The organism is Marinobacter sp. S0848L (assembly GCF_023016065.1).
Taxonomy (GTDB): domain Bacteria; phylum Pseudomonadota; class Gammaproteobacteria; order Pseudomonadales; family Oleiphilaceae; genus Marinobacter.
Window position 1 is genome coordinate 1 of sequence record NZ_JALKAQ010000007.1, and the last position, 25,547, is coordinate 25,547.

Below are 25,547 nucleotides of genomic sequence, written 5' to 3' on the forward strand. Positions count from 1 at the left end.
GGGTCAAAACGAAAATCGTGGATTTTCTGATGGTTTTGACCCCCTACCCCCGACTGACGCCTCCGTACTTCTGAACTGCCTGCAAAGCGGTTCTAAAGAAGTCGAAAAGGCCTTTCGGGCTGGGGTGGCCCTCAAAAACTATTAGAAAATCCACGATTTTCGTTTTGGAGGGCCACCCCAGCCCGAAAGGCCGACCACTCCCAAACAAAACTCAAACAGGCGCCGAACAACTAGCCCCAAACCGATAACAAGAAAAACACCGGTGATGCCGCAACATGATGCGTTCATCCATGCTCTCCGCCAGCGTACCGCCCAGATCGTACTGCGGATCGTCATCCACCAAGGTGCAGGCATACACCCGTACCTGATCGCCTTTCTTCACCAACATGCGCGTATAGGTGCACATGAAGTGAGCGCGGGATTCCGGCGTCGGGTATTTTTCCATGCACCCTTCGGTAATTTCCGGACTGCCATCTTCCGAACCCGGAGCACCTAAATCGGGAAAGGCGGTGAACGCCAGATTTTCAGGAATATCGTGTTCGCGGAAGATAGCCCGGAAGGCCGCTTCCACCTCGGCAGGCACTTCGCCCGGATCGGTCTGGCGGGCAATGGACACTTTGAAGCCCTGCTCGATGAGCCAGCGAATGCCCTCCAGAGCCAGCTCGAAACTGCCGTCGCCGCGGTCTTTGTCGTGCCGGACGCGGTCGGGGAAATCCAGACTGACGCGGAAGTGAATCGGATAGGGGTTATCCAACAGCGGCAACACCTGATGCCGACGCTTCAACAGCGGCTCCGTGGCGTTGGTCAGGACGAAACAAGGGCGATGCTGGCTGGCGTAGTTGAGGATGTTGACGAAGTCCCGAATCACGAAGGGCTCGCCGCCGGTGAACGAGAACTGCTCCACACCCATCTCGATGGCTTCGTGGATGAACGGTTTTACATCGCTGAGTTTCATACCGGGGATGCGCCCATCACCCGGGTGAGAGCCTTCCAGACAGAACGGGCAAGCCAGGTTGCAGGCGGTGCCGGTGTGGATCCATAACTCCTTCAACCGGTCCGCATCGATGTAGCCGCGTGGGTCGCCGTTGCGGGTATGTGTCCAGCTGTCTCGGGCTCTGGGGGCCAGCAGCTCTACCGCAGGAATGCGTTCACCTTTGGGTGCCTGAGGTTGCATCAGGGGCATAGTTGCTCCTCGTTTTTATAAATTATCTTGAACACAGACCCAGCCGGCTGTGATTTGTTACACGCACGATCAACGTTTTCCCAGACGCCATGCATGCAGTTTAGACAAGATCGCTAAAACCCGGTCTGGTGCATGGGCCCGTTTCCATTCACCGGCTGCGTATTTGGCGGATTCGTTCCAGGTCGGGTAGGGGTGGATGGTGCCCAGAATCTTGTTCAGCCCCAACCCGTGCTTCATGGCAAGGGTAAATTCCGCCAGAATTTCTGCACCACGGGAGCCAACCACTACTGCGCCCAGAATTTTGTCTTTTCCCGGCTCGGTCAGCACTTTGATAAAGCCTTGGGTTTCACTTTCAGCGATCGCCCGGTCCAAGTCGTCCAAGCCATAACGAGTGACCTCGTAATCGATACCCTGGGTTTTGGCCTCGGCTTCGCTCAACCCCACCCTTGCCACTTCTGGCGAGGTGAAGGTGACCCACGGCATCACCCGATAATCCACGCTAAAACGCTTGAACTGACCGAACACCCCATTCACCGCGGCATACCAGGCTTGGTGAGCGGCGGCGTGTGTAAATTGGTAAGGGCCGGCGACATCGCCGCAGGCAAAGATATTGGGGAAACGCACGCTCATGTCGTCATCTACCGGTACCGTGCCGTTGGGCAGGGTTTCCACCCCGATTCGCTCCAGATTCAGTCCGCGCGTATTGGCCACCCGGCCGAGCGCCACCAACACCTGGTCGAAGGGTATACGCACCCGCTCGCCATTGTGATCACAGTAAGCAACCTTTTCTCCGTCTTCCAAACGGAACTCAGTGGCGGCGTGCTGCAGGCGCACGTCAATACCGTCGGCTTCAAACTGGGCTTTTACCAGCGCCGAAACATCGGCGTCTTCTCGCGCCAGCAGGCGATCCCCGCGCTCAACTTGCACCACTTGGCTGCCCAACCGGGCAAAGGCGTGGGCCAGCTCCGAGCCAATCGGGCCGCCGCCCAGCACCAACAGGCGTTTCGGTTGTTCCTGCAGGTCCCAAAGATTGTCCGAGGTCAGCGGGGCCATGGCATCCAGCCCTGGAATCGGTGGCAAGGCTGGCTTGCCACCGGTGGCGATGACAATACTTCGGGCGGTCAGGCGCTCGGTACGGCCATCGTTGTGGCGCACTTCCAGCTCCCAGGGCGACACAAAACTGGCCTCACCGGCAATGCAGTCTACGCCGAGCTGCTGATAGCGCTCCGGCGAGTCGTGAGGTTCAACTTGCGCAATGATGGTCTTAACGCGGCTCATGATGGTTTTAAACGATGCCTGCACCGGCACCGACTCCAAGCCGTAGCAATCGGCATGGCGCAACGTATCGGCCGCTTTGGCACTGCGAATCAACGCTTTGGAGGGAACGCAACCGGTGTTCAGGCAATCGCCCCCCATCTTGTGCTTTTCGATCAGCGCGACTTTGGCCTTGACCGCCGCACCGATGTAGGCCGAAACCAGCCCCCCGGCGCCGCCGCCAACCACCAGCAAGTTGTAATCAAACTGTGTCGGCTTCTGCCAGCCCGCATACACCTTCCGGCTGCGTAAAAACGCCACCAGATACCTCGCCAGCAAAGGAAAAAGCGCAAGCAGGGCAAACGACAACAGCAGCTCGCCAGAGAGGATGTCACCGGTGGACTGGATCTGCCCGACCTGGGTGCCGGCATTCACATACACAAAGGTGCCCGGCAACATCGCCAACCAGCTCACCCACGCGTAGGTCCGCAATTTCATCGCGGTTAAACCCATCGCCAGATTGATCAGGAAAAACGGGAATACGGGCACCAAGCGCAAGGTGGCCAGATACAAGGCGCCGTCCTTTTCGATGCCTCGGTCGATTTTTTCGACGGTTTGGCGGTAACGGCTACGTAAGGTATCGCGGAGCAGGAAACGCGCGATCAAGAACGCCAGCGATGCCCCCACGGTGGAGGCCACAGACACCGCTGCCAGCCCATATAGATTGCCGAAAAACGCACCGCCCGCGAGGGTCATGATGGCCGCCCCGGGTAATGACAGCGCCGTCACAAAAACATACACCAGTGCATAACCAATCACGGCCGAAAACAGATTCTGATCAATCCAGCCGGCGATCGTCTCCCGGTGTTTTTGCAGGTTCTCCAGCGTCAGCAGTTGGTGCAGGTCAAAGCCAATGAACACCGCGATCGCGGCCACGATAATCAGAACAAGAAAAAGCTTTTTTCGACTCATATGAGCGCCTGTGTGAGCGGTTTGAAAATGACGTTGTACTCACCCAGACACCCGTAACCTCTGGATGTTACACCCAACTTGCCCTAGTCTTTTTTGTAACTGTTGCACAGTACAGGAACTTTTTCGCGCTCAGAAACACTATAAATTACACCAACAAACGATTGAGCGCTCCCGGGACCCATACTCATGAACACAGCGCTTCAGAAAGACGCCGAGCACACGTTGATCGTTGCTCTTCAGCAGGGCGATGCCGCCGCCTATGAAAAAGCCGTTCGAGAATATTCATCCGGCATGCTTGCAGTTGCACGCTTCTACATGGATGCCGCCAGCGCTGAAGACATTGTTCAGGATTGCTGGGTTACCGTCATAGACGCCATTGAAAAATTTGAAAGTCGGTCGGGTTTGAAAACCTGGCTGCACCGGATCGTGGCCAACCGCTGCAAAAACAAACTTCGCTCGAACAAACGCGAAGTGAACACCGACTTCTCGGAGACTCTCGACCCCGAACTGGCTAATAGGTTCAATGCGTCTCGCCGTTGGCAGCAACCGCCTCGCCTCCGTTTTGATGAGTCCGCCGATGTCCTGCTGGAAAACGGCGCACTGAGCGATTGCCTGGATAAACACCTGTCAGCGTTACCGGAAAACCAGCGTTCTGCTTTAATGCTGTACGAGGCTCACCAACACAAGTCTGAAGATGTGTGTAACATTCTGGATGTCAGTGCATCTAACCTGAGAGTGCTGTTACACCGAGCGAGGCAACGCATTTTTCTGATGGTGGAAACGTTTCAGGAGTCCGGCGAATGTTAATGTGCAAAGATCTGGCGGAGATTGCCAGTGATTACATTGATGGTGAGTTGGCAACTTCGCAAAACCTGGCCATCAGAATGCATTTGATGATGTGCCGGCATTGCCGCTCCTTCATCGGCAACCTGCGCGTGAGCACGGATCTCATGCAAGCGCATTCATCGGTTGCGCCCGACGAGGCCTTGATGCGCAGGATCGATCAACGAATCGCTGAAGCTCTTGCAGCCCGCAAAAAAGACTGATCGTTTTTCGACCTTCTAAATTGCCCTTCTTCTAATCTGGCCGCCCAGCCCTCCACATCGATGGCGATGCTCCCCGTCAGTTCCAAAGCCCGGTTCGGCACTGCCGGGGAGTGCCGCGTTGCGCAGAAACAGATGGAAGTGGCCGTGCTCCGGTTGCTCTTCGCGATGGGCGTGATAGTAGTATTGAGAGGCCGTCTCCCGGTCATACACATCGTCTTTCGGGTAATGATCCATTTCGTAGAACGGGCCTTGATCCCGGAGTACCTCACCAACAATGTTCAAGCCGCCTTTTTTCAGTACGCGGTAGCATTCGCGGATTTCGTCTATAGCCACCAGGCTCGATTGCAACTGGCTATCGCTCAGCGTTCTCAGTTCGGGAATCCGGATACCGTCGGTCATCGGTGACCTCCTTGGGGCGCTGCTCCCCCCTATTCACGTGGCAACAGCGCTGTTTCCCACATGTTTTATTTGGCGTGTTCGGTTTGGCACCGCACTTACCCACAGCAGCGCACGGGTTGCAGCCTTTGGGAGCGCAGCTTTTCTTCATGGAACAGGGGTTCTTCCAGGCGCACGGATTTTTCGCGCCGCAGGGCTTACACCCTGCTTTGCAACCTGCCTTGCAATGCTGACCAGCCTTACACGTCCCTTTGCATGGCGAGCAGGGGTCACAGGCCGCAAATGCGAGTCCTCCACCGGCACTCAACAGGGCGGTTATCAAAGCCGCAGGCCACCAGGCAGTATGACGATGGGAGCGGGTGTGACGAATGGCGTGTGTTAGAGCGTTTGTTGTGGTCATGACGTGTATCTCCGTTCAGGAGTGACGTTGCGGACCCTCATAGCCCGCCACCGCTCAGAAGAGCGGTTAACGCTTAGACACCTTGGTCATCGGGTTGTTACAGACTTTCTGATTTGAGCCGGTTATTAAGCGGTAAGCCGTAACACAGGCTTTGCACCAGGGTCTGTGCTACTAATAAACAAAGCATTGTGCTCGGGAGGTTGTATGCTACTGACGTGGTTAACGCGGCGCCTTGCAGCGTATTTATCCAAAGAGGTCTCGCAGCACTCGGTCCGGACCTCAACCTGGGAAGCTCTGAAAAACACCTTGCAACCCGGTGACGTGTTGTTAGTGGAAGGCAACACCCGGATCAGTGTCGCCATCAAATACCTGACACAATCCACCTGGTCCCACGCAGCGCTGTATCTCGGACCTCACGCCGGACTCGGCACTTCTGCGGACGGGCGCCCCAACACTCTTATTGAGGCCGACCTGGAACAAGGCATCCGGCCGTTGCCACTGTCGTTTTACCGGCATGCTCATACCCGCATCTGCCGCCCGGTAGGGCTCTCTGACAGCGATATTCACACTTTGACGGAGTACGCCAGACGCCGCATCGGCCAACAATACGACCTGAGAAACGCCTTCGACCTGGCCCGCTATCTGCTCCCGACCCCTCCGGTACCGAGTCGCCACCGGCATAAGTTGCTGGCGTTCGGTAGCGGCGACCCGACTCGGGCGATCTGCTCCACGTTCTTGGCGGAAGCATTCCAACACCTTAAATATCCGATTTTGCCTATCGTGGAGTTGCTGCCCGCCGATGACCCGGATTGCATTACCTGCCTTCGGGAACGCTATCGGATCAAACACCACTCACTGTTCACGCCGAGAGACTTTGATGCCTCGCCGTACTTTCGCATCGTCAAACCTTCGATCGAGGTGGCCGATTTTGATTACCGGACTCTGGACTGGGAGGAAGACGAATCAGAGCCGAACTCATTGTAGTTCGGGGAAATTATCCGGCCGGTTGAGGGGCCATTCATAGTCGCTGAACCTGAGCCCGCGCGCGCTCCGGACCTTGTTCGCCTGATCAGATTCGGCCCATTCAAGAACAAAGCCCCGGATGGACCCCGAAGCTTCAACAAAATCGTCTTCGTACCAGTCAAACAACTCTGTCACGTATAGCTCACCGGACGTCACTCTGAGGTGGCGCGGGGTATTCAACGCTCTACGGGTATTTTCGGCCAACAAAGCGTCCAGGTTGGTCGCCGTGTAAACCCGGTTTCTCAGCGGCGGGCATCCGGTGGAGGCGCAATTTACCGCAAAGTGAACCCGAGCATCCTTCCAGCCTTTAGCTTTGTAGTCATCGCCAAGCAAAATGCCTTTTTCGATACCATCCAGACTCAAATCACGACCACCCACGTTGAATAGTTCACGTTCGAACACCGAATCCACGAAGGGGTTGATTCGCCCTCCGTAGTCCCACACCGACGACACCAATTGCCCACCCGGCCGGTCCGACAAAATTTTATCGACCATGAAAAAATTATAAGCGTTTATCCAGAAGGCAACGGCCTCTTCCCGACCGTTAAGCCGGGCTGGGTCAAATCCGGCCAGAGCCTGACGCTGCTCACGCAGCAAATTGGCGGTGCGGTCGTCCGCCAGCGCACCGGAATAGTCGAAGGCCGTCACCAAACCGTTGCCGGGCAACGTTTGTTCGATAACGTACTGGTTCAGTAAGGTTTGGAAAGGGGCATAAACGGTTTCAGACACAGCAGCCTGCACCGGCATCACCGCGCACAGCAGCAGGGCAATGAACCACGATGAACACGGAATCGTTACTGGCATAGAGCATCTCCGGGTAGCAACCACAGGTTACAGACATGCACCGAGCCAGAATGTTACACCCGCCCGCCGACGGCCACCCCGGCGGGCGGGCACGATGCGAACCTAGCGCAGCTCTGGATTGAGTGTGTAGGTACCCGATACCCGGGCGCTGGCCAAAACATGGCCCGCCATGGCTTCACGCACAGCGTTGCCGTCAAATTCGCCGGACAGATTCAGGCTTTCCACATCCAGCGCATGCACTTCAAAGTGATAACGGTGAACGATCGAATCGTTCCAGGGCGGGCAAGGGCCATCGTACCCTGCGTAGGTCCCGGCCATATCCGGGTTGCCTGCCAGAAACTGCGTGTAGTTGTTGATACCGCGTACACCAACGGGCCCCGGACCAAACGGCTTACCTTTCGGGCTGACGCCGTCGCTGTCTTCGCCTTCCGGAATGCGTCGGGTTGTCGCAGGCACATCGACCAACAACCAGTGAAAGAAATCCACACGGGGCAGATCAGCCGGTATGGTCTTGCCTTCCTGGTTCACATCATCGGCAACGCTGGGCACGTCCGGATCAAACATCATCACCACAAAGCTCTTGGTACCTTCAGGGGCTCCTTCCCAGCTCATTTCCGGGTTGCGGTTGGGCCCGAAGCTCATGTGGTTATCGGGGTTGTACACACCGAATGCGAACTTTTCTGGTACCGGGCGCCCTTCTTCAACACCACCCACCTCTAGTTTCACGATCTTATCTCCTGTTGTTCGTTCCTTTTGTTGTCTTAGACTAGCTTATACCCAAGCGGTACGGGTTCACAGTTATTCGCTGTTCACCCAGCATTCCCATTCAGGTTAACAAAGTTGCAACGCCACCGACATCAAACCCAACTTACTGATAACTATATACTTTAGACGTAACACCAACGGGCAGGCAATTGCCTTGAAGCAACTTTGTCGCTAGTATTGGAGCCGGCACACGCCCCCGCCCAACTGGAACCAGAGGCGATAGCCAAGCGTTTTTGATCGTTTCAAGAGTGTTTGGCTTTCACTTCTTTAAGGTTTCACTGTTATGGAAAGTCTGCACCATATTGTCGTCGTTGGCGGCGGCGCCGGGGGCTTGGAGCTTGTTACCAGCCTGGGCAACAAACTCGGTAAAAAGAAAAAAGCTCGTATCTCCCTAGTCGATGACGGCCTGACCCACGTATGGAAACCCCTGCTACACGAAGTGGCCTCCGGTTCGTTGGATGCCAGCACGAACGAAGTTAATTACCGGGCACACGCTCGTAAACACCACTACGAATTCCAACTGGGTCGAATGAACGGACTCGACCGCACCAACAAGGAAATCGTGATTGCCGCCTTCCACGATGGCGAAGGCAACGAAGTGGTGCCTGAACGCCGTCTCAAGTACGACACGCTGGTGATCGCCGTTGGCAGCACCGCCAATGATTTCGGCACACCCGGTGCGCAAGATCACTGCTTGTTTCTGGATAGCCTGCACCAGGCACAACGCTTTCACAGCTTGCTGTTGAACGCATTCCTCCGCAAGAACCACGAAGCGCTTCAGGGTAATCCTCACGCCCTGAATATCAGCATTATCGGAGCCGGTGCCACCGGGGTAGAACTGGCAGCCGAACTACGCCTGGCATCCCGCGAGCTGCCGGTGTACGGCATGAACCACCTCAAGTCTTCTGACGTCTCGGTTAGCGTGATTGAAGCAGCCGACCGGATTTTGCCCGCTTTGCCCGGCCGGTTGTCAGCCGCGGCTACGCAAGAACTGGAGCGTCAGGACGTGAAGGTTTTAACCGGCCAGCCAGTGAGCGAAGTGCGAAGCGACAGCCTGGTGATGAAAGACGGCTCGGAAATCCCGTCCGACATGACGATCTGGGCCGCCGGCATCAAAGCGCCGGCGTTTCTTGCCGAACTGGAAGGGCTGGAAACCAACCGGGGCAATCAACTGGTGGTTGAGCAAACCCTGAAAACCACCCATGACGACAATATCTACGCGTTCGGCGACTGTGCCGCTTGTCCTCAGCCCGACTCAGACCGGCCGGTACCACCTCGGGCCCAGGCGGCTCACCAACAGGCCGATGCGCTCGCGAAAACCTTGTGCAACCGCCTTGAAGGAAAAGCCCCGGTACCTTTCGTCTACCGAGATCACGGGTCTTTGATTAACTTCAGCCACTACACCACCGTCGGCAACCTCATGGGCAACCTGTCAGGTCGCAGTATGTACATCGAGGGCAAGGTTGCACGCCTGTTTTATGTCTCGCTGTACCGGATGCACCAGGTTGCGCTGCACGGTTTTGTGCGTACCGGAGTCATTTGGCTGATGGATAAAATCAGCCGCGCGATGCATCCGCGGTTAAAGCTCCACTAAGCCTTACAGGGCGCTACCATTGCGGTAGGTGCCCCTGCATAATGTCAGTTCAAGCAACACGTTGTTTGAGCCAAAGCTCGGGCACATCTTCTGATCTGGAGTCTCATGGATCCCACGTTCACGCTCATTGGCGCCCTGATGCTGGTTTTCAGCATCGTTCTCAGCCCCCTTTCCAGCCGGGTCGGTATGCCCGTGCTGCTGGTGTTTTTGGGTGTGGGTATGCTGATGGGCGAAGACGGTCCGGGCGGAATTGAATTCGACGATGTCGAGCTTGCGGTCATCATCGCGAGTTTGGCTTTGGCGGTCATACTGTTGGATGGTGGCATGCGCACCCGGGCCGAAACCTTCCGGGTCGGCCTGAAACCGGCATTGCTACTGGCTACGGTAGGTGTGGCCATGACCGCGGTAGGCGCCGCCGTCGTAGCTTGGTGGGTGTTCGATCTACACTGGTTAATGGCACTGCTCATTGGCGCCATCATCTCCTCAACCGATGCCGCTGCGGTATTTTCGTTACTGCAGGGCCGTGGCCTGCATTTGAATGAACGGGTCAGTGCAACACTGGAAATTGAATCCGGCAGCAACGACCCGATGGCCATCTTCCTGACGCTAATGCTTGTCACTCTGATTAGCAGTCATCAAGAGGGCGCATTCACCTCCGGAATGCTGATGTTGCTGCAGCAATTTGGTATTGGTGCTCCTGCGGGCTTGCTCGGCGGGTATCTGATCGTCGCGTTGGTGAACCGCATTCATCTGACGCCGGCACTTTATCCCTTGCTGGTGGCTGCAGCGGGGCTGGCGGTATTCGCCGCCACCAACGCCGCCGGCGGCAGTGGTTTCCTTGCGATTTACCTCAGTGGCGTCGTGATCGGCAACCGGCAGGTGAAAATGATGCCGTTGATCCTGCAGGTTCACGATGGCCTGGCCTGGCTGGCGCAGTTGTGCCTGTTCTTGATTCTCGGGCTGTTAGTTACGCCTTCGGAGCTGGTGCCTCTGGTCGGCAGTGGCTTGATTCTGGCGTTTGCACTGATTTTCGTGATCCGCCCGGTTACGGTCATCGCCACCCTTTGGCCGTTTGGCTTCAACCGCCGGGAAATCGGATTTATCAGCTGGGTCGGTCTGCGCGGCGCTGTGCCGATCGTATTGGCCTTGTTTCCGGTGTTGGCCGACTTGCCCGACGCCAAACTGGTGTTTCACGCTGCCTTCTTCATTGTGCTGGTGTCGTTGCTGGTGCAAGGCACCACCATGGCCCCGCTGGCGCGCAAACTGAAGCTTGAGGTTCCGGCCAGTGAAGCGCCGTTCCGGCGTTTTCCACTGGACGTTCCCGCGACCGGCGATCATGAACTGATGCTGTTCCCACTGCGCGGAAAAAGCTGGAACAACCCTAAAAAAATCAGCCTTCTACGCCTGCCCGAGCACACCGCTGTTGCGGGCATCTTCAGAGATAGAGAGTGCCTGCAGCCGCATCCGGATCTGGAAGTCAGCACCGGCGATGTGCTTGCGCTGTTTGCAACACCAACCGGAGTCACCGAACTCAGCAAGGTGTTGAGCACTCGCGAGGCCCCCAAACACCTGGCCGAGCGCACTTTCTTCGGGGACTTTGTACTCAATGGGGATGCGTTGCTCGGTGATGTTGAACAGGTTTACGGCATCGAGCTCAAAGAAATGCCGTCAGAGCTAACGCTGGCCAAATGCTTTGACCTTCGCACCAAAGGGCACCCCGTGGTCGGTGATATTGTCACGATCGGCCCGGTAGCGTTGGTCGCCCGGGCAATTGAAGCCGATCGCGTGACCAAAGTTGGTCTGAAAATGGAATCTTGACCGAATAGTGTGCGAGGCTACGTAAAGCCAACAAATGTAACAAAACCCTCTTACCTAAACCCCGGCCCTCTGTGCTATAAAAACCATGTACAAAATTTAACGTTCTGACGATAGTGCGGTTTTATGATTGCTCGAACCCTTCTGACAGCTCTGCTCATTTTTCTACCAAGCCTGGCAGCAGCCACCGAATTACTGGCTCGGGCCGATGAACGAATGATCATGCCTGAACCGAAAGCGCCTCATGCTTTCGATATTACCGAGGTTCTGGTCAAAAAAAGTGAGCGCCGCCTATACCTTCTTAACGGTGAGGAAAAAGTAAGAAGTTACCGGATTTCGTTGGGTGACAATCCCGTCGGCCACAAACTCTACGAAGGCGACGAACGCACCCCGGAGGGCAGCTACCTCCTTGATTGGCGCAACTCCAACAGCGATTTCTACAAATCAATTCACATCTCGTACCCCAGCCCGGAAGACAAAGAAGCGGCGGAAGCCTGGGGGCTGAAGCCCGGTGGCAGCATCATGATTCATGGCTTACCCAACGACGCGGGTGATCTGGCGTTCGCCTTTACCGGGCTGGACTGGACCAACGGCTGCATTGCCGTCACCAATGAAGAAATTGACGAAATCTGGGAGCTGGTTGATGACGGCACCCCGATCCGGATTTTGCCTTAAACGCCGCAATCGATGATTAACGCCATGACATCAGTGCATTACGTTGTTGTCATGAGCTATGCAAATTCCCGTATACTCAGTTAACATTTTCTTCCAGAGTGTTTTACACTGTTTAACGACTCCGGTAGTCATTGCCTACTGGCTTGACTGACAGGAAGTCGTCCGACTGACTTCCGGGTCTCAGGAAATAAAACGACCAATAAGGGGATTTACCATGCGTAAACTGACGATCGCTGGGTTTGCAATGGCCACTGCTCTGACTGCAGGCTGTGCCACAACTGATCAAGCTGCTATCGACGAAGCCAATGCAACTGCAAGCTCCGCCGAGCAAACTGCTAACAATGCTCTGAACACTGCGAACAGCGCTTCCAAGTCCGCTCGCACTGCTCAGCAGACTGCCGAAGAAGCTCTGGCTGCTGCCCGTGCTGCTCAGAAGTCCGCTAACGAAGCGAACGAGCGCGCCAAGCGTATGCTGCAGCGTGCCAGCCAGAAGTAAGGCTAGCGCTTAGCATGAAAAAGGCCGGTAAAACCGGCCTTTTTTTATGTCAGAAATACAGAGTTTGCTCGAATGTCGGACGGTCTTCCGGCTTGGCTTTTTCCGTACTCTTATCCGCAGCAACCTGTGTTAGCTTCTCACCGATCATTCTGGGAATGCCATCGGCCTGATCAACCGCAACCTCAATAGCCATTCGTTTGACCTGAGTATTCGGATGCTGCTTCTGAAAATCCTCAACTTTTGCCATGGTTTCACGCCAGAGCTCTTCACGATCCTCTGCCGTGTAGTCTTCGCGAGGGCGGTGCACCTCCAACCAGATTTCACCACCGGCAATTCCTACCTTCACCGGCTCTCGGATCACCTCCACGGGCGTACCCTTGGATACCTGATAGACAAAGCGGGAGATGTCTTCGTTATACATGCGGAAACAACCATGGCTTACCGCCATTCCGACACCGAACTGCTTGTTGGTACCATGAATCAGATAGCCTTTTTCACTCAGCATCAATGCGTGCGAACCCAAAGGGTTGTCGGGCCCTGGGGGAATCATCCGGGGCAGATGCTCGCCTGACGCTTTGTACTCCGCCCGGATGCTTGCCGGCGGATACCAGGCTGGCGACTCCAGCGGCATGGTGACCTTGGCGTTGGTCAGCGGCGAGGGGTTGTCCTCTGTGCCTACGCCGACCGGATACACCTGCACACCGTCGCCGGTAAAGTAATAGAGGCGGTATTCCGCCAGATTGATCACGATGCCCTCGCGATTGGCATCCGGCAGTACATACATTCTGGGCAGGGTAATCTGTGTGCCTTCACCCGGTAACCACGGATCGATACCGGGGTTGGCTTTCACCAACTCCAGATACCCCAAAGCCAGCTCGTTGCCGATACCGGCAAAGGTATCTTCATAGGCAGTGGTGAACACCTGCAGGTCGCCGGCCAGATCGCCATTGACGGCGAAGGTCGGCACCCGGGGAGAACGATCAGCTTTCGCGTCGCTTGCCCGCTTGTCAGAGCTTGCAGGGGACGCCTGGCCCGTTTCGGCCGCTGGCAATATTGGAGCCCAAAGAACAAGGCTCAGCACCAAAGAAAGAACGTATTTCAACTGCATAACACTCCACGTCGGTTCAAGGCCGGTTGGTTACACTGACCAGCACTCGGCTTCAGAGTTCATTCTGGATTGCCAAGGTGTATTTTTGTGCACCAGAAACCGCCCATTATATCGGCATCACCGGCCGCCAACAGCAAGGGGCGGCGGGCAATCGAGGGTATCTTGCATTATGGTAACGCGGACGCGCTGATTAAACGCGCATTTTCCAGATGGGGATGGCTGCCAGCGCCACGAAAATAGCGACCAGCCACCAGGCAGATTCGAACGCCTGCAACGTTGGTATACCGTTTTGGTGCTCACCAAATTCAATGGTCAGGGCCACCACGTTCACGCCTAACGCACCGCCAAGCTGACGAGCAAAATTGATGCTGCTGGAGCCTGCACCCATGAGTTCCGGCGGCAGTGGATTCAAGGCACCCATGGACAGAGCCGGCAGCATAAAACCGATACCAATACGACCAAGAATCGCCCAGAACGCCAGCCAACCAAAACCGGCGAACTGCCCGGTTGAGGCAAACAGAATCGCCGAAAGTGCAAATACGCCGATACCAAACAGCACCAAACTGCGTGCGCTCCGCTTATCCGCTAACCGGCCGGAGAGTGGAAAGATGAAGCCCAGCACCACACCCGCGGGCAGCATCAACAAACCGGCTTCGGTCGCAGAAAACCCCAATGTGGTCTGCACGAAAAGCGGAATCAGGTACGTGGAGCCGAAGAGTGCCAGCCCAAGCGCCATCGCACCGATGGTCGCATACAGAAAAACCGGCTGTTGCAACAATGCAAGGTTCACCAGTGGGTAGGGAATTGACCCCTCCCGCCGGAGGAAAACCACGAGTAGCAGACTGACGGCAAGGGCCTGCACAATCAGCCGTATTTCGTTGTCCCCAAGCGCCTGCAAGCGCGTCAGCGTGTCGAGCGTTAAGCCCACAATGGCACCCAACATCACCAATCCCGGCCAATCGAAGGCATAGCGCGCCGGACGGGACACCGGAACCGGTAAAAACCGCCAGGCCATCAAAACACCAATCAGAGTAACCGGGGCAGGGGCGTACATGACGTAACGCCAATTGAACTGATCAACAAGAAACCCGCCGAGCACCGGCCCCAACGCAGGCGCCAGAATAACGCCCATGCCATAGATCCCCATGGCCTGGCCACGCCGATCGGCCGGGAAGATTCGGAATACTAGGTACATGCCCATCGGCTGCATCAAACCCGCCATGGCACCCTGACCCACCCGGGCAGCAATCAATTGGGCCGGTGTTTGGGCAAAACCGCCAGCGACAGAAATCACGGCAAACATCGCCATGGCGAACGCAAGGGTTTTGCGCACCCCAAAGCGATCAAGCAACCAGGCCGACGCCAACATGGTGGTGGTCATGGCCGCAATAAAACCGGTGGCTAACCAGTGAACGGTACCCTGGCGCAGGCCGAATTCCAGCATAATGTCATGGAGCGCGACGTTAACGACGGTTGCACTGAGCACCGTCGCCATCGTGCCCAGTACTACGGTGGCAACCGCCAGCCACCGCCAACGTTCGCCGTAGCGGGCCTCAAGCCCGGCAATCGTATTATCCGCCAAAGCTTATTTCTGCGTTTCTGCGTTTTCCATAATTTTATGGAAAACCGCGAGTGCGCTCTCGATCTCTTTGTCGGAAATCCCTTCCAGCATTTCTTCCCGGAGCTCATTTGCGCGTTCGGTCAACTCTTCCATAAAGTTCACCCCCTCTTCTGTCAGATGCAATCTGCGGGCACGACGGTCTTTGGGGCAAGCCCGGCGTTCGATCAAGCCCTGCTGTTCAAGGCTGTCCAACAGCCGAACCAAGGTCGGATTCTCGATCGCCATCAAGCTGGCCAACTCTCTTTGGGTCAGACCTTCGCCGCCTTCCTGCAGATACACCATGGTGCTCCAGCGAGCCTGTGTAACCCCCAGATCTTTCAGGCGTTCGTCTAACATTTTGCGCCAGCGGCGGGTCACGCGGGCAACCGCAAACGGGAACTGATCTCTCACAACGTTGACTCCTCAATGGTTCTACGTTTGCCGACGGATAGGGCAAGACGCTAACGGTACAACAATTTCACCAATAGTAAGCTACTGGTTGAAATGAGGAAAGATTCAAATGCGAAATCAAGCCCAAAATGCCGCAATATTTTAATGGCCGTGGCGCATCTCTTCCTGCATCGCCTCGGCTTCCGGAGACTCGCAGAACGCCTCGTTGCGCGGGTCGATTTCCGAAAGCACCGCAGAGGCTTCCGGCATGGCAGGTACAAAGTGCTCCTGCTCGGCCACGGGTACATCGTCGGTTTGCATGATGCGGAACCGGGTAATCGCGGCTAGTACGATCAGAAATCCGGCGTTGCCGTAGAACAGCCCCGAAGGGCCCAGCAGGTGCACCAGCTCCGCCATGACAATCGGACCCATCACACTCCCGATGCCGTAACTGAGCAACAAGGTTGCGCTGGCCGCGACGATGCGATTGCTGTCCATGCGGTCGTTGGTGATCGCCACCGCAATCGGATACAGCGTCGCCGACAAACCGGTATACACCGCGACAAGTGCTGTCAGCATCAGCAAGCTCTGCGCACCGGTGATGGCAACAGCAATAGCTGCCGAACAAGCCAGCAGCGACACCCAGAACATCACTCTTCGGCGGTCAAACAAATCACAGATACGCCCCATAGGCCAGGCCAGCAACATAGCAGCAACAATCGCCGTGGCCATAAACGTTGAGGTTTTACCGACATCCAGCCCCACCAAAGTAGCGTAAACCGGCCCCAGCGCGTAAAAGCCACCAATCAGCGCGCCGCTTACCAAGGCCCCGGCAACGCCCGAAAACGATTCTCTCGCCAACTTGAACACAGACATCCGGTGGGTATGTTCTATCGCAGGGGCTTCCATTCGCGTCATCGACAACGGAATCAAGGCCAAGGTCAGTAGAATGGCGGCCAATGAAAACGGCAAGAAATCAGCCGGGTTGCCCACGTTCACCACAAGCTGACCGCCGGCGGCCGATAGATAGAAAATGATCTGATACACCGCGAACAAAGAACCGCGGTTGGAATTGGTAGCCCGGCTGGAAAACCAGCTTTCAATCACCACCAACACCCCGGCAACACTGAACCCTGACAATACTCGCAGTGCCGCCCAGAACAGCGCAGACACCGCCATCGGGTACATCAATGCGGCAACTGCGGCCATGGCAGCAAAGACTGCAAAAGCGCGAATGTGGCCGACCCGGCCTATAATGTTGTGAACATAGAGAGTACCGACGACAAAACCGGCGGAATAACACACCAGAATCCAGCCGATGATATCGGGTGTCACCTGTTCGATACTCAAGCGAATACCCAGCAGCGTCATTAAAAACGCATTGCCACTGATCAGGAACACAACGCTCAAAAGCAACGCAGACAGGGAAGCTACCATTCGGGTCATGACTGACTCCGCATCATCAATAGGTGGGCATGCTCAAGAGAAGGATAGCAGCATTATCCTTGGGCGGTTGCCCGGCATTTAACCAGTCTATGGGGTCGCCGAAACTAGGGAGATGCCGAGACTTGTATTACACTTGGTCTAATTTGACATTGTTTTACATTAATGGGCCGTAACAGACCCCTAACCCCTTAACGGGTAAGATAATTAAGAAGTTTCTTTCTGGAATTGTGAGCGCCTGGTTATGAAGAAAACGGATTGGCCCATTCGTTGGGATCTTTTGCTTCGCTATCGACTCATCGAAACCGTAGCACTGTGGGAAGGACGTCTGACCACCAACCATATTTGCCACAGTTTCGGCATTGGTCGCCAGCAGGCCTCCAAGGATATCAATACCTATTTGAGAGAGGTGGCACCGGGCAATCTGGTGTACGACCGCCATCTCAAGGGCTATGTGCCATCCAGCCATTTTAAACCCGTGGTCACCCATGGCGACGCGTCGGAATATCAGGACCTGCTCGCCCAGCAGCAGAATCTTAACGATTCTCTTGCCGAACTTGAGTTGGGCATGCCCGGGAACACTGTCATTTCCGGCCCCGGCCGCTATGTTGCGCCAGAAACCATGCGCGCTGTCGTCGCCGCCACTCGTTACAAACGCTTGCTCAAAGCCAGCTACGTGTCTCTCAGCCGCCCCGAAGCCGTCGAAAGTGTGCTCGAACCCCATTCGCTGGTATGCGCCGGAAACAACTGGCACGTTCGTGCCTGGTGCAGCTCCAACCGGGAATTCCGTGATTTCGCGCTCAGCCGTTTTCAGAATACTCCGGAAGCACTGCGCCAGAAAGCTCGCTATAGTGCTCAGCAAGATGAAGACTGGCAGCGCCGGGTCACCCTCGAAATCGCACCGGACCAACGGCTAACCGACGCGCAACAACAGATCGTTGCGCGTGACTACGGTATGAAGCATGGCAGTCTGCAGGTTGAAACCCGGGCAGCACTTGCGCCCTACGTTTTGTCACAACTGGGCATCACCTTTGACCGCGACCACCCGGACCCATTGGTGCAGCAACTGGAACTGGTCAACCCAGACCAGCTCGGCTTTGGAAGCAAACGCGAACAAGCCCTTAAAGCGGTGGCCGGTCTTTAACAGACAGGCCTTGTGATCAAACCCTTCTTCGCAATATTCATCACCCTAGCCGGGCTGTTTTTATGGACGGCCAGCCCGGCAGCGCACGCTGCACAAAAGTGCGGTTCGCCCGCTACCGCTATTCACCAGATTCAAAGTTCAGGGTCTCATTCACCTTTGGCAGGCGAAACCGTCTCGATCGAAGGCATCGTGACTTACACATCCAGCCAGCAAGGTGGCTTTAACGGTTTCTACCTTCAACAAGCGGATGCCGAAACGGACAACGACCCCGCCACCTCGGAAGCCCTGTTTGTCTATACCCGCCGCAAAGCCAGCCCCGGCCAACGGCTGCGCTTAACCGGGGAGGTCAAAGAGTTCCATGACCTGACAGAACTGGTGAACGTCAGCCAGCTCAGCGTTTGCGGCCAGGCGCCACTGCCCGAGCCTGTCGAGCTTTCGCTGCCGTGGCCCCACCCACCGGAACGCTTGGAAAATATGCGGGTATCCTTCAACGCGCCGCTGACCGTCATCGAACATCACAACCTGGCTCGCTTTGGCGAACTGACACTGGCCCAAACCGATCAGATCATCCCGACCGAGTATCTGGCCCCCGGCAATCAGTCGGTTCAGCAAAAGCTCGAAAATTTTCAGCATCGCGTTCTGCTGGACGACGGTAAAAGCACCCGAAACCCTGTGCCGGTACCCTGGCTTGATCTGGGTGAGAACCACACCATTCGGGCCGGCGATAAGGTGGTCGGGGTTCGTGGTGTGCTGGATTACCGTTTTGGCCAATGGCGGATTCAACCCGACCAAAACCCACAGTTTTCCAGAGAAGAACCCCGGCCCGATGCTCCGCCCAAAGCGTCAGGCGAGATCACCCGGATTATGGCCCTGAACCTGCAAAATTATTTCAACGGCGACGGCGAACGCGGCGGCTACCCAACGCCCAGAGGCGCCAGAACCCTGAACGCCCATAACAACCAACTCCGGCGCCTGACCAGCGTCATCCATCAGGCTGCTGCGGATATCGTGGCGGTCACGGAACTGGAAAACGATGGCTATGGCCCCCGCAGCGCCTTAGCCCAGCTCACACGGGCGCTTGGTCCGGCCTGGCGCTTTATCAAAACGCCCGACCGGGACGGCTCCGATGCCATTCGAACGGCCCTTTTGTTCCGCAGCGACCGGGTGCGGCCCGAAGGTGAAGCGCTGCGACTAAAACAGGGCGTTTACCGGCACCGCGGGCGCCCACCGCTGGCGCAGATATTTACGCCTGTCGCGGGGGGCCAGGCTGTTCGGGTAGTGGTGCCCCACCTGAAATCCAAATCCTGCCGCAACGCAAAGGGGCGAAATTCCGATCAGCACGACGGTCAAAGCTGTTTCAGCGCTCATCGTACCCGCGAAGCGCAAGCCATCATCCGTTGGCTCTCTGACTTATCCGCTCAGCAACCTCTGGCTGGCACTCTTATTACCGGCGATCTCAACAGTTATGCGCAAGAAACGCCGTTAACCACGTTTTACGGCGCCGGCTTCACCAGCTTGTTGCATCACGCTCACCCATGCCGGCCCGGCGACTGCCGATATCACAGCTACCGTTATCGGGGCGAGAAGGGCTCATTGGATTATGCGCTGGCCAATAAAGCGCTCATGCCTCACGTGTCCGGCGTGTACATCTGGAACATTAACGCCGATGAACCCCGGGCACTGGGCTACCAGAGCGCCCCCGAACTTAACGGCCCCTGGAGGGCTTCAGACCACAACCCTGTGATTACCGACCTCCGGCTCTAACCCCCGTCAACCCGAGTGACTTTGTTGCCTGTAATACCAGGCTTTGCAGCAATAGCACCCGATACTCTTCCCGCTACACTGACGTTCCATCAATCGTAATCAGGTGAATCTGCCATGAAACTTCCCACGCCCAACGTTTGGCCATTAGCCCGCACGGGGCAACGCCTGCTGTTACGGGCCAAACGGCAAGAAACCTCGGTGGACGGTCACCGGATGGTATTTCTGGAACGAGGCCAAGCGAATCCGGGCACACCTACGCTGGTTCTCCTCCATGGTTTTGCCTCGATGAAGGAAAACTGGGCTTTCTGGATGCAGCAATTACCTTCGCACTGGCATTTGTTAGTGCCCGATTTACCGGGGCTCGGCGAAAGCCAGTACCGCCCCGGCGCCGACTACGGGTATGAAAGCCAGGCCGCGCGACTTGGTCAGTGGCTGTCCGGATCAAACAACCATCATCTGCACATTGCCGGTAGCTCGATGGGCGGTGCGATTGCCGCATTGCTGGCTCATCAGCTTACCGTGCCTCCCCGCACACTCACCCTGCTGAACAGCGCGGGCATTCCGGAGTCTCCCGGCACCGCACCAACCACCGCCACGCGCCCCACTACGGATTCGGTACTCATTCCGCGAGACTGGGCGGGCGTTTATCGTATGTTTAACAGCGTCGGGCAGGGCAAACCCACGCTGCCCGGCATTGCCATGACCGGCTTGCTTGGCCCTGACCTGATGAAGCGGCGGCCTTCATTGCAGCATATTTTTAACGACATGGTTGCAGACCCGATGGCACCCACGCGGTATCTGGGGGCTCACACCCCCCCTCTGCAAGTGCAATGGGGCGACAAAGATACCATTACGCCGACACGCTGTGTTGACTGGCTCACCTCCGCCGTTCCTGATGCGGATATACACGTGTTCCGTGGCGTTGGCCACTTGCCGATGCTGGAGACCCCAAAACGCTCTGCGGCGGCGTTATCCGGCTTCATAAAGCAGCACAATCACTAAGTCGATTACTTCCGACACCACCCTGAATTGGCCTCTTCAGCTAATTGACCCGTCATCCAAGTCATGGGACCAAAGCCACGAAGCGGCCATAATCTCTACCACTTACATAACAATAACCGTCACGATCGAGGAAACTCATGGGCGTCTCAGTTTCTAACACACAGGATCTGGGCATGCCGGCCATCTATCTACACACTCTGGCCGAGCTGCTCCACACTATTGGAGTGGATGAAAGGGACTTGATTCAGCGCGTCGGGTTGGACCCAACACGGCTGAAATCCACCGATCTCAGAGTCAGCGAGGCTCAGGCTGCGGAATTTGTAACCCGTGCCATTGTTGAAAGCGGCGAACCAGGGCTGGGTATTTTGTTGGCGCAAGAGCTCGAATTGCCGTTGCACGGCGCGTTGGGCACAGCGGTCATGAGCAGCCGCACTCTTGAAGAAGCCCTTGAGTTAATGACCCGTTACCTGACGCTTCGGGTACCTCACCTGAAAGTTCAGAAGCATATGGCGGGATCCAGCGTCTGGTATGCCGTGAATTGCGAAACTCAACTCGGCTCGATTCTCAGTTTTATTCTGGATGCCGTGTTGTTCGGTTGTGTTTCTATGGGGGCACAGCTCCTTGACACCACGTTACCAGGTTTGAGAATCATGAGACGAGGGCCAGAACCAACCCACTTTCACCGTTTCCGACGCATGATCGGCGTGCCCGTTGAGTTCGGTGCGACCGAAGACGCTCTGGTGGTGCCCGCCAGCCATCTTAGTCAACCAACCCGCTTCGCCAATCAACATCTGGCGGAAACATCCCGAGAGCAGTGCGAACAAGCATTACAGGAGCTGGGAGAGCTCGCCGGGGTAGCCAGCAAAGTGCGTCGAGTGATCGAAGCCAGTCACCCGTTTCCGCCCAAACTGGCACGGGCGGCCAGCACACTTTTCGTGTCGGAGCGAACACTGAAACGGCGCTTACAAGAAGAGGGTGCCAGTTTTCAGAGCCTTGTGGATGAAGTACGTCTGGAGCGCGCTCAGGACTTGCTGGAAAACACCACCATGAACCTGACCCAGATTGCCGATGCTCTGGGTTATGCCGATGCGGCGAACTTTACCCGCGCATTCAAGCGCTGGACCGGCAACAGCCCAAGCCAGCACAGGATCACCAACACCCGCTTGGCAAAGCAGGCCTGACCCCGTCAGTCTATGCCAATGATCTTGTGCATCTGCAAGGTTAATCGCCATTGGGGGTTGGCCAAGCAATAATCCGTCGCTTTCCGGGTATTACTCTGCTTGACCGGATCTGGGGCCTGTTCAGGTATCGAAGGCGAGGCCATCGGCGACAAAAAATAATGATTTGCCCGGATAACCCCGATAAACCGCTCCGGCATCGCCAGCGGTTGCGGATACACCAGCTTCAGCTCATCGCACTCGGTGATAACCACCTCGGCATCGGCCTTGGGGCTGACACACAGCCAATCAATCCCCTCGGGCGCAGGCAAGGTACCGTTGGTTTCGACACCCACTTCGAAATTTACGTCATGAAAGGCCGCGATCAACTCAGTATCCAGTTGCAATAACGGCTCACCACCGGTGCACACCACGTATGGCTTGCCCAATCCTTCGGGCCAGAGCGCACGGATATGCGCGGCCAGCGCTTCTGCGGTATCAAAGACCCCACCATTCTGGCCGTCGGTTCCGACAAAATCTGTATCGCAAAAATTACACACCGCATTGGCCCGGTCGCGCTCACGCCCGTTCCACAGATTGCACTTGCTGAACCGGCAAAACACCGCGGCACGGCCTGCCTGGGCACCTTCTCCCTGCAAGGTGTAGAACGCTTCTTTAACCCGGTACATCAAGCACCACGCTCATAAGCCAGAGGATCTTTGATACCGTGAGCGGCGAACGCTTCCAGACGCTCAACGCAGGAACCACACTGTCCACACGCTTTTTCACGTCCGTTGTAGCAGGTCCAGGTCTGGCCATAATCAAGCCCAAGCTTCAACCCTTCCGCCAGGATCTCGCCTTTGTCCAACGTCATAAACGGTGCCTTTACCGCAACCGGTTCGTAGTTGGCGACCCGACACACCGCGTCCATTTTCTCGACAAACTCGGGGCGACAATCGGGGTAGATGGCGTGATCGCCTCCATGGGCGCCGTACCAGACCGCTTGTGCATTCACGGTGACGGCATAACCGGTCGCCAGCGACAACAAAATCATATTGCGATTGGGCACAACCGTCGCTTTCATGTTGTCTTCTTCGTAGTGACCTTCTGGTATTTCAGCATCCGAGGTCAGAGCCGAGCCGGACATCACCTCGCTCATCGCCCGAATGTCGATCACCTTATGGGGAATTCCCTCGGCTTCACACACGGCCCGGGCGGCGTCCAGTTCACGCACATGGCGCTGGCCATAGTTGAACGACAATGCGTGTACGTTGTGGCCCTGGGCACGAGCAAGGTGAAGCAGGGTAAAGGAGTCCATGCCTCCGGAGTAAATAACAACAACTGTGTCAGTCATGGAACGGTCACCGGGATAAAAGAGGATTTGTCATCGAGGTTATACATAGCGCGGGTACATTGTAACAGCGCTGCGGCGTGTTGGGTTCGCACAGGAGAAAGATCAGGAGTAAACTCGGGTGAAAACCGACAACAATCAGCGCTTATTCATGACCGTTACCACGAAACCGGCATTCATCGATTTCGAAGCATCCAGTCTGGATTTGATCGCGGGCTACCCGATCGAGGTGGGCGTGTGCTTGGCGGATGGTGCGCAGCACAGCTGGTTGATTGATCCGCATAAAACCTGGCACGACTGGTCGGCTCGGGCGGAAGCGATTCACGGTATCAGTCGTCAGGAGCTGGAAGAACAGGGTTACTCCGTCTCACACGTTGCTGCCCAGCTCAATGCGATTCTGCCCGATCAGGTGTTTTGTGACGCCTGGACCTTCGACAGTTTCTGGCTGCACCGGCTGTTTCGTGCGGCGGGCATGACACCCGCCTTTCAGCTGGAATCGGTTTCTTCGCTACTCAATCCGGAACAGGTTCGACGCTGGCCCGCCATTCGCCAGCAAGTGATAGACGCGCTGGGCTTACCGGTTCATCGGGCTTCTAACGATGCCCTGATTCTTCATCGAACCTGGCAACGAATTATTTGCCCGGGTGAAGTCGAAGCGCGATAACTTCCAGGCCTTTGCGTGCCGTGTGCAAAGTCCAGTATGTCGCAACAGCCATCAAGCCTGCGCCGACCATGGTAAAGGTCAGGTTCTCACCAACAGATTGCCCCTGAGCCATCACAAAATACACAGCGACAGCGATAACCAGTGCAATTTCCACAATAAAGTCAGTCACAAATCTCTTAACAGCGCGTGCGCGGTCTTTGGACATTTTCTTAGGTTTCAACCTCTTCGTTCGTTTCAGTTGGAAGTTCTTTAGTGTGCAAATTATCGCCAATTCTAAAGATTTAAGCTGTACGAACTAGTGGCTACGAACTAACCGAGATGGTTTCTTCAAGGCAAAAAAAAAGCGCAGTCATAAAGACTGCGCCAGAAAGGAGAGATCCAATCGGCACCTGGGCAGGTGCCGCGGATTACACAACGTAAAAACACGTGACGATGCGAATTATGAGGCCGCGCCCCAAAACTGTCTGTACGCGTTTGCCGAATAGCCCAGACTATTGCAAACCCTGTAATTGGCTATACACTGATAGCTGAACCGAATTCAACGAGTTGTTATGACCATCATGCGTTTCCAACACAGTATTTCCACAATCGCAGGTTGCCCGGTAGGGCAGACCCAGCGTGCCATGGTGAAAGACATCTAACGGCTTTCGGTCAAGTCCCGGGAGCCATTGCAGCGACCGGGGCAGCTTCTCTGCCAGACCCCGGTTGCTTCAGGCTCCGGGGTTTTCTGTTGTTGCAGCAGCAAAAGGCAAGGAGAAGACAATGAAAAGACAACCAATGAGGCGGGCCGCTAACCAGCCAATCAGCAACCGCAATGCCCCGGTCAAAAGACCAGAGAAGCTGCCGCTACTCGATGCCATTTGCAAGAAGCTGAACCAGCGCGTCAATCTGGACGATGAACAGCGCGTGCTGGGGGTGTACGAACGAGGCTGGATTTTTAACGGGGTGTTAAGCAACCTTGACGGTGCCGAAGCTCGGTACGTCAGGGCATTGGCAACCCGCTACAATTCATGGATTGCTCGCCAGGTCGCGTAGTTTATCGCCAGGCCAGCGGCTGAACCGGTTAATGCGGCCGGTTCAGCCCTTCGATCAAGGCCATATCGCCGCCATGGACCATGGCAAAGTTGTTGACCACATCGTGGATCTTTTCCTGCGAATAAGGCTTAACAACGTATCCGTTTGCGCCAGCGCTGATGGCGCGCTGAATGCTCTCGATCGAGTCATCAGCCGTTACCAGCACAATGTGTTGCTCCTTCCTCTCCGCTTTAAACGCAGCCATCAACTCATGGCCGTTGCCATCCGGCAAACCCAGGTCCAGCAGTACGATGTGAAACTCGCTGGCATCGAACGCCGCGCGTGCTGAGGCGGCGTCCGCACATTCTTCCACCTCGGTCGCACCCGCTTTTTGCAACATGCCAACCAATCGTTCACGCATCAACGGTTCGTCTTCAACGACCAAAACTCTAAGATCACTCATTTCACAGTACCTCACCTGTTAATC

26 protein-coding genes are annotated in these 25,547 nt (G+C 56.1%); 13 read left to right on the top strand and 13 right to left on the bottom strand.

Translation table 11 applies throughout. The features are described 5' to 3' along the window. Positions 1–211: 211 nt before the first annotated feature. Both MWU64_RS10095 and MWU64_RS10100 read right to left on the bottom strand, forming a co-directional pair. The gene (locus MWU64_RS10095) at positions 212–1,183 is read right to left on the bottom strand and encodes a radical SAM protein (RefSeq protein ID WP_247064018.1); all 972 of its coding nucleotides are present in this window, start codon (positions 1,181–1,183) and stop codon (positions 212–214) included. 69 nt (positions 1,184–1,252) lie between these two features. Next, positions 1,253–3,409: a bifunctional TVP38/TMEM64 family protein/FAD-dependent oxidoreductase gene (locus tag MWU64_RS10100; RefSeq protein ID WP_247064020.1), complete on the bottom strand. Its 2,157-nt coding sequence runs from the start codon at positions 3,407–3,409 to the stop codon at positions 1,253–1,255. A gap of 186 nt (positions 3,410–3,595) precedes the next feature. Here MWU64_RS10100 and MWU64_RS10105 point away from each other — a divergent pair, with 186 nt between their 5' ends. Next, the gene (locus MWU64_RS10105; protein WP_247064022.1) at positions 3,596–4,216 is read left to right on the top strand and encodes an RNA polymerase sigma factor; all 621 of its coding nucleotides are present in this window, start codon (positions 3,596–3,598) and stop codon (positions 4,214–4,216) included. Continuing rightward, positions 4,210–4,455, top strand: a complete 246-nt coding sequence (locus MWU64_RS10110) for a zf-HC2 domain-containing protein (protein WP_247064024.1) — start codon at positions 4,210–4,212, stop codon at positions 4,453–4,455. The genes MWU64_RS10105 and MWU64_RS10110 overlap by 7 nt, the downstream gene beginning before the upstream one ends. 15 nt (positions 4,456–4,470) lie before the next feature. On the opposite strand, the gene MWU64_RS10115 is transcribed toward MWU64_RS10110, so the two are convergent. Next, on the bottom strand, positions 4,471–4,854 hold the full coding sequence (locus tag MWU64_RS10115; protein WP_247064026.1) for a hypothetical protein: 384 nt from the start codon (positions 4,852–4,854) through the stop codon (positions 4,471–4,473). A 601-nt stretch (positions 4,855–5,455) separates the two neighbouring features. Here MWU64_RS10115 and MWU64_RS10120 point away from each other — a divergent pair. Beyond that, positions 5,456–6,235, top strand: coding sequence for a YiiX/YebB-like N1pC/P60 family cysteine hydrolase (locus MWU64_RS10120; RefSeq protein ID WP_247064028.1), 780 nt, complete (start codon positions 5,456–5,458; stop codon positions 6,233–6,235). On the opposite strand, the gene MWU64_RS10125 is transcribed toward MWU64_RS10120, so the two are convergent. Continuing rightward, the gene (locus MWU64_RS10125) at positions 6,227–7,078 is read right to left on the bottom strand and encodes a DUF547 domain-containing protein (RefSeq protein ID WP_247064030.1); all 852 of its coding nucleotides are present in this window, start codon (positions 7,076–7,078) and stop codon (positions 6,227–6,229) included. The genes MWU64_RS10120 and MWU64_RS10125 overlap by 9 nt on opposite strands. Before the next feature lie 102 nt (positions 7,079–7,180). Continuing rightward, positions 7,181–7,804: a YbhB/YbcL family Raf kinase inhibitor-like protein gene (locus MWU64_RS10130; RefSeq protein WP_247064032.1), complete on the bottom strand. Its 624-nt coding sequence runs from the start codon at positions 7,802–7,804 to the stop codon at positions 7,181–7,183. A 322-nt stretch (positions 7,805–8,126) separates the two neighbouring features. Here MWU64_RS10130 and MWU64_RS10135 point away from each other — a divergent pair, with 322 nt between their 5' ends. From MWU64_RS10135 to MWU64_RS10150, 4 genes are all read left to right on the top strand, one after another. Beyond that, positions 8,127–9,437: an NAD(P)/FAD-dependent oxidoreductase gene (locus tag MWU64_RS10135; RefSeq protein WP_247064034.1), complete on the top strand. Its 1,311-nt coding sequence runs from the start codon at positions 8,127–8,129 to the stop codon at positions 9,435–9,437. A 105-nt stretch (positions 9,438–9,542) separates the two neighbouring features. Further along, a complete protein-coding gene (locus MWU64_RS10140) occupies positions 9,543–11,255 on the top strand; it encodes a potassium/proton antiporter (protein WP_247064036.1) in 1,713 nt (570 codons plus the stop codon). Between the two features lie 123 nt (positions 11,256–11,378). After that, complete coding sequence (locus MWU64_RS10145; protein WP_247064038.1) at positions 11,379–11,927, top strand: L,D-transpeptidase family protein; 549 nt, start codon at positions 11,379–11,381, stop codon at positions 11,925–11,927. 214 nt (positions 11,928–12,141) lie between these two features. Next, positions 12,142–12,423, top strand: coding sequence for an Lpp/OprI family alanine-zipper lipoprotein (locus tag MWU64_RS10150; protein ID WP_199005464.1), 282 nt, complete (start codon positions 12,142–12,144; stop codon positions 12,421–12,423). A gap of 49 nt (positions 12,424–12,472) precedes the next feature. On the opposite strand, the gene MWU64_RS10155 is transcribed toward MWU64_RS10150, so the two are convergent. The 4 genes from MWU64_RS10155 to MWU64_RS10170 all read right to left on the bottom strand — a co-directional run bounded on the left by MWU64_RS10155 (position 12,473) and on the right by MWU64_RS10170 (position 16,967). Continuing rightward, on the bottom strand, positions 12,473–13,531 hold the full coding sequence (locus MWU64_RS10155) for a L,D-transpeptidase family protein (protein ID WP_247064040.1): 1,059 nt from the start codon (positions 13,529–13,531) through the stop codon (positions 12,473–12,475). Positions 13,532–13,721: 190 nt separating this feature from the next. After that, positions 13,722–15,113, bottom strand: coding sequence for a DHA2 family efflux MFS transporter permease subunit (locus MWU64_RS10160; protein WP_247064042.1), 1,392 nt, complete (start codon positions 15,111–15,113; stop codon positions 13,722–13,724). Positions 15,114–15,116: 3 nt separating this feature from the next. Next, entirely contained in the window at positions 15,117–15,542 is a 426-nt protein-coding gene (locus tag MWU64_RS10165; protein WP_247064044.1) for a MarR family transcriptional regulator, read from the bottom strand. Between the two features lie 141 nt (positions 15,543–15,683). Beyond that, positions 15,684–16,967: an MFS transporter gene (locus MWU64_RS10170; protein ID WP_247064046.1), complete on the bottom strand. Its 1,284-nt coding sequence runs from the start codon at positions 16,965–16,967 to the stop codon at positions 15,684–15,686. A 241-nt stretch (positions 16,968–17,208) separates the two neighbouring features. Between MWU64_RS10170 and MWU64_RS10175 the strand changes: the two genes are divergently transcribed. From MWU64_RS10175 to MWU64_RS10190, 4 genes are all read left to right on the top strand, one after another. After that, entirely contained in the window at positions 17,209–18,108 is a 900-nt protein-coding gene (locus tag MWU64_RS10175) for a WYL domain-containing protein (protein WP_247064048.1), read from the top strand. Positions 18,109–18,264: 156 nt separating this feature from the next. After that, positions 18,265–19,872, top strand: a complete 1,608-nt coding sequence (locus MWU64_RS10180; protein WP_247064050.1) for an ExeM/NucH family extracellular endonuclease — start codon at positions 18,265–18,267, stop codon at positions 19,870–19,872. A gap of 114 nt (positions 19,873–19,986) precedes the next feature. After that, a complete protein-coding gene (locus MWU64_RS10185; protein WP_247064052.1) occupies positions 19,987–20,874 on the top strand; it encodes an alpha/beta hydrolase in 888 nt (295 codons plus the stop codon). 137 nt (positions 20,875–21,011) lie between these two features. Continuing rightward, positions 21,012–22,055 carry an AraC family transcriptional regulator gene (locus tag MWU64_RS10190; protein WP_247064054.1) on the top strand — a complete coding sequence of 348 codons (1,044 nt, stop codon included), beginning with the start codon at positions 21,012–21,014 and terminating at the stop codon, positions 22,053–22,055. Positions 22,056–22,060: 5 nt separating this feature from the next. Here the strand turns inward: MWU64_RS10190 and queE are convergent, their stop codons facing one another. Next, entirely contained in the window at positions 22,061–22,720 is a 660-nt protein-coding gene (gene queE, locus MWU64_RS10195) for a 7-carboxy-7-deazaguanine synthase (protein WP_247064056.1), read from the bottom strand. Continuing rightward, entirely contained in the window at positions 22,720–23,385 is a 666-nt protein-coding gene (queC, locus tag MWU64_RS10200; protein WP_247064059.1) for a 7-cyano-7-deazaguanine synthase QueC, read from the bottom strand. The genes queE and queC overlap by 1 nt, the downstream gene beginning before the upstream one ends. Positions 23,386–23,533: 148 nt before the next feature. On the opposite strand from queC, the gene MWU64_RS10205 reads away from it, so the two are divergent. Then, positions 23,534–24,046, top strand: coding sequence for a hypothetical protein (locus MWU64_RS10205; protein ID WP_247064268.1), 513 nt, complete (start codon positions 23,534–23,536; stop codon positions 24,044–24,046). Here MWU64_RS10205 and MWU64_RS10210 read toward each other — a convergent pair. Then, entirely contained in the window at positions 24,015–24,215 is a 201-nt protein-coding gene (locus MWU64_RS10210) for a hypothetical protein (protein WP_247064061.1), read from the bottom strand. The two genes, MWU64_RS10205 and MWU64_RS10210, sit on opposite strands and share 32 nt — an antisense overlap. 593 nt (positions 24,216–24,808) lie before the next feature. Here MWU64_RS10210 and MWU64_RS10215 point away from each other — a divergent pair. Beyond that, the gene (locus MWU64_RS10215; RefSeq protein ID WP_114335039.1) at positions 24,809–25,081 is read left to right on the top strand and encodes a hypothetical protein; all 273 of its coding nucleotides are present in this window, start codon (positions 24,809–24,811) and stop codon (positions 25,079–25,081) included. Between the two features lie 28 nt (positions 25,082–25,109). Here the strand turns inward: MWU64_RS10215 and MWU64_RS10220 are convergent, their stop codons facing one another. Continuing rightward, entirely contained in the window at positions 25,110–25,523 is a 414-nt protein-coding gene (locus MWU64_RS10220; RefSeq protein ID WP_247064062.1) for a response regulator, read from the bottom strand. Between the last annotated feature and the right edge of the window lie 24 nt (positions 25,524–25,547).